Below are 4,560 nucleotides of genomic sequence, written 5' to 3' on the forward strand. Positions count from 1 at the left end.
CGGAACAGTTCGTCGGCCCCCTCGCCGCTGAGCAGGACCTTGACGCCGTGGTCGCGCGCCAGCAAGCAAACCTGCGAGAACGGGACGCCACTCAAGTTCTCGATGAGGGGGGACTCATGGTGCCACGTGCACGCCACGATGTGGTCGAGCAGGGCGGCAGGGGCGAACCGTGACGTGTGCAGAGGCAAGTCGAGGTGCGCGGCAAGCGCCTGCGCGTCCGCCAGCTCGGAGTACTGACCAACCACCTCGGATGTGTAGAGCGGAAGCGAGTGGCCCGCACGCCTGCTGAGGGCCGCGATGAGGCTCGAGTCGAGGCCACCACTGGCGAGCACACCGACTGGCGCATCCGACATGAGCATGGAATCCACACTTCGAGCCATCAGGCGGGCCAGCTCCCTGGTGATCTCCTCGTACGGCATCCCGTCGAGTTCCCGACGGTATGCCGCGTCAAGCATCGACGTGAGGGAGAAGTACAGGGCAACCTTGGGGGCCTCGCCGGCTCGGGTACTGACGTGACCACCAGGGGGCACGTGGACGATTCCCTCGAACACGGAGTAGCGGTGGGAGTTGTTTCCCCCACCGGCAATGCTCAGGATGGTCTTGAATGGGTCGGGGCGGCAGGGATGCAGTTCACGCAGGGCCTTGATCTCCGAGCCCCACGCCAGCGTACCGGACCGCCACGTGTAGTAGAGCGGTTTGATGCCGAAACGGTCCCGACACAGATGTAGCTGCTGCTGCTCGTGCTCGTAGAACGCGAAGGCGAACATGCCGCGCACGGCCCGCAGCGTCTCGGGGACACCGAGTACACGGAGCGCATGAAAGAGGGTCTCCGTGTCGGAATGGCCGATGAATCGCACGCCACGGGCCTCGAGCACCGGCCGCAGCGACGCATGGTTGTAGATCTCGCCATTGTAGGCCAGCGTGAATCGCCCATCCGACATGGGCTGATATCCCGCCGTAGAGGGATCGACGATGCTCAACCGCGCGTGCGCCACTCCGAACGGCCCATCGGTGAGTACGCCGGCATCGTCCGGGCCGCGATGCCGCAGCGCCGTGGCCATGCGCTCAACCAGTTGGGGCGATGCCACGCCACTCGGGGCGTGCAGCACGCCCGCCAATCCGCACATGGGAGACTGTCCTCTTCATTGACATGAGGCGCAACGGCATGCCATTCACATGTCGTCGTGATAATGGTAAGCGTTTCTCACGGCGCCGTCTACTCGCTCGGCGTGTGGGCCCACCCTCCGGCTGCTACCCCGCTACGGTTCACCACCGCGCGGAATTTTCCGTGACGAGTGCGCTCCTGTTCCGGCACCGTACACACCTCCACCCGCACGGCGCCGCACCGTTCCTGCAGCCGGCTCACCAAGGCGCGCCGGCTCGGTTCACTCAACGCCCCGTCGGCCACCACGTTCAGCACGAATTCGTCCGGCGACTCCTGCACCACCTGCACGCTGCGCACATCCGCCAGCCCCAGCGGCAGGGAATGAAAGCGACGTACCCGCGTGCCGTCGCGCAGGATCACGTCGTCCTCCACCCGCCCCACCAGCTCCTCGATGACCGGCATGCTGCGCCCGCAGCCGCACGGCGCGGCCGACGGTACCGCCATGTCTCCCGTGCGATAGCGAATGAGCGGCTGGTCGAGGTTGAGCAGCCCGGTGGCCACCATCTCGCAGGGCTCCGTACCCTGCGGCGGGTCCCCTGCGTTCTCCAGGAACTCCACGACCCCCACATCGGGGTTGAGATGCAGGCGCCCATGCCCGCACTCGCCGGCCAGGCAGCAGCTCTCCACGCCGCTGTAGCCGTCGTACACGCGGCACCCCCACACCCGTGACAGCGTGGCCCGCATGTCGGGGCGCAACGGCTCGCTGCTGGTGAGCACTGCCGCCAGCGGTTGCGGCGTGCGCCACCCCTGGCGCTCCAGTTCGTCGGCCAGCGCCCAGAGCGCCGAGGCGTACCCCACCAGATAGCGCGGCGCGAAGCGCACAATGGCCGCGGCGTAGCGCAGCGCCGTATCGGGACCAATATGGAACGCCGACATGTACAGCTGGTGCTCGGCCCAGTTGGTGCGCCAGAAGGGGCCGCGACGGTCCTGCGCCGGCACAATGAGACGCCCGCCAATCATGACGCGCCGGTCGCCGTACCCCACACCCGCCCAGCGGCGGACGCGCGCCTCGTACGCCGCCATGAACCGCCGGTGCGTGTCGGCCGAGGCCATGATGCGAAGGGGCGTGCCGGTGGTGCCACTCGTGAGCGCGGCGCCCAGCCGGCCTCCCGGCTGCGAGGCCACGAAGTCGTGCGGCGCGCGGCGCAGCGCTTCCTTGTCGAGCAGAGGAAAGAGCCGCAGCGCCTCGAAGGGGCGGTTGCCCTCGAGCAGGTGCAGCGCGTCGGCCCGCATGGGGAGGCGGCGATACGCCGGGACCGCCTGCAGCGCGTGACGCAGCAGCGCCGCCAGGCGGTCGCCCTGATACGCCTGCCACTCGGCGGCCGACAGGAAGTCGCGCGCCGCGTATTCGGCCACGTAGCGGTGAAAGGCACCGCCCAACCGGCGCTGCCGCCAGAGCAGCCCATACGCCGACAGCAGCGCCGACTGCAGCACCGGCGGGGTGTGCGCGTACACCCGTTCCTTCAGCCCCACGGCCGGCCCCCCGCGACCGGCGGCATCAGGCAAGCCTCCAGGCCTTGATGAGCGTGCCCGCCAGGTGGTCGCGCCACGCTTCCAGCGTGAAGCGTTGCGCGTGCGCAATGCCGGCCAGCGGAAGCGCCGGGTTGGCGGCAAGGCGCGCTGCGCCGTGGCGAAATGCCTGGGCCAAGGCGTGCCGATCGCCAAAGGGCACGAGCGCGCCATAGGCTTCGTCGCCCGTAATGACCCGGTTGGCGGCGCTGGTGGTGACCACGGGCAGCGCACCACAGCCGAGGGCTTCCACGACGGCCTTGCTGAACCCCTCGGTGCGTGACGGGAGGGCAAAGAGATCGGCGCCGGCCAGCAACGCGAGCACCTGCGGGTGGGGCAGGTTGCCGTGAAAGTGCACACAGGTGGCGAGTCCGTGCTGGGCGGTGCGGGCGCGCAGCGCACCGCCTTCGGGGCCGCTGCCCACAATGTGCAGGATGGTCGGCACGCCCTCGTGCACCAGGTCGGCCACGGCGTCTATGACGAGCCCGTGGTTCTTGTTGGTGTTGAGCGCGCCCACCGAGGCAATGGTGAGGGGCCGGCCCGACCGTGCCGCAGACAGGGCGGCGGTGCGCCGGGCGTGGCTCTGCTGCAGGTCGTGCGCGCTCATGGAGGGGGAGAAGGTTTCCACCTCGTGTGGCGCGAGCGGGTCGTCTACGGGATACACGAACACCGGCCCCGTGAACAGGCGGCGCAAAAGCCAGCGCTGCGCGCGATAGGTGCGCGGTTCGCCGGCGTAGCCGGCCCAGTTGCCGGTGTACACCGCCTGCCTGTGGTGCCCCCGAAAGAGGCCGGCCAGCAGCGCCGCGCCCCCGATGTTGCTGGGGCAGCGCAGGTGCACGGCGTCCACGAGCGGCTCCACCTGCCGCATGACGTGCAGCCACGCGGGTACGGCGCGCGCCAATGCCAGCTTGTCGCGCACCGTGTTTCCGCCGGCGAGCGGAATGGGGTGAAAGACGACGTTGTCAAAGGGGTACGGCGCGTGATCGTGTCGCACGTCGCGCTCGTCAATGAACGGTGCCACGATGTGCAGTTCGCCAAAGAGCTCGGCCCACACGGCGAACTGCCTGAGCAGCGGAGCCAGCGTGAACACGGTACCCTGGGCATCGCGCCGGTGCAGTGCATCGCTGATGATGGCGCAGCGCAGCCGTTTCAACTCCGGAGCTACTGACATCAGGTCACACGCCTGGAAAGACCGATGTAGATGTCACGCACCTGAGCGGCCTGCCGCTCCAGGGAGTAGCGGGATTCCACCAACGCGCGACCACGAATACCCATGGCTGCGCGCTCTTCGTTGGTGAGCTGGCACATGCGTCGCAGCATGTGGGCAAGGTCATCGGCGGTGGTACCACGTGCCGTAACGCAGCAACCATGCTTGAGCGCTACAGAGTAGATGTTACCGACGGGTGTGGTCGCGTAAGGACGTCCCGCCGCCATATACTCGAGTGCGACGACGGGCCCTGCCTCGTAGGTGGAAGCGACAATTCCGAAGTCGGCGGTATGCATGGCAGTTGCCACCTGGTCGATGGATCCGAAGAACCGGATGCTCGATTCGAGACCCAACTCGCGGACGAGCGAACGCACCTTGCGGCCAACATCGCTTCGGTCCCCTCCGCCAACGAAATGCAGCTCGACCGACTCCCGCAGGTCGGGGGAGGATGCCATCGCACGAACCAGCGCTTCGTGGTTCTTCTCTGCCCGCAGGTTGGCTACCAGCACACCCTGAAGTCGCCGGTGGCGTCCTTCCGCGTGTCGCGAGATGCGTTCCGGGAATCGACTGATGGGTACGCCGTTGTTGATGACGGTGCAGCAATCGCTTGGAAGCTCAGCCGAGGTAATCGCCCAATCCCTGAGCGCCTCGGAGACGCACACGTAATGGTCTGCGTAGC

4 protein-coding genes are annotated in these 4,560 nt (G+C 67.8%); all 4 read right to left on the reverse strand.

What is annotated here, in order from left to right; genetic code table 11:
* Positions 1-1,127: asparagine synthase (glutamine-hydrolyzing) (asnB, locus tag LW840_RS16045; RefSeq protein ID WP_291277364.1), on the reverse strand; the 1,127-nt coding region annotated here is incomplete at its 3' end.
* Between the two features lie 89 nt (positions 1,128-1,216).
* Positions 1,217-2,671: a hypothetical protein gene (locus tag LW840_RS16050; RefSeq protein WP_291268691.1), complete on the reverse strand. Its 1,455-nt coding sequence runs from the start codon at positions 2,669-2,671 to the stop codon at positions 1,217-1,219.
* Positions 2,664-3,845, reverse strand: a complete 1,182-nt coding sequence (locus LW840_RS16055; RefSeq protein WP_291273361.1) for a glycosyltransferase — start codon at positions 3,843-3,845, stop codon at positions 2,664-2,666. The genes LW840_RS16050 and LW840_RS16055 overlap by 8 nt, the downstream gene beginning before the upstream one ends.
* Positions 3,845-4,560: glycosyltransferase family 4 protein (locus LW840_RS16060; protein ID WP_291277365.1), on the reverse strand; the 716-nt coding region annotated here is incomplete at its 5' end. The genes LW840_RS16060 and LW840_RS16055, both read right to left, overlap by 1 nt.

This window comes from Gemmatimonas sp. (assembly GCF_021298855.1).
Lineage (GTDB): Bacteria > Gemmatimonadota > Gemmatimonadetes > Gemmatimonadales > Gemmatimonadaceae > Gemmatimonas.

Excerpts from the sequence above, each read along its gene's own strand:
- LW840_RS16055 (WP_291273361.1), bottom strand. The coding sequence starts at position 3,845 with ATGTCAGTAGCTCCGGAGTTGAAACGGCTGCGCTGCGCCATCATCAGC.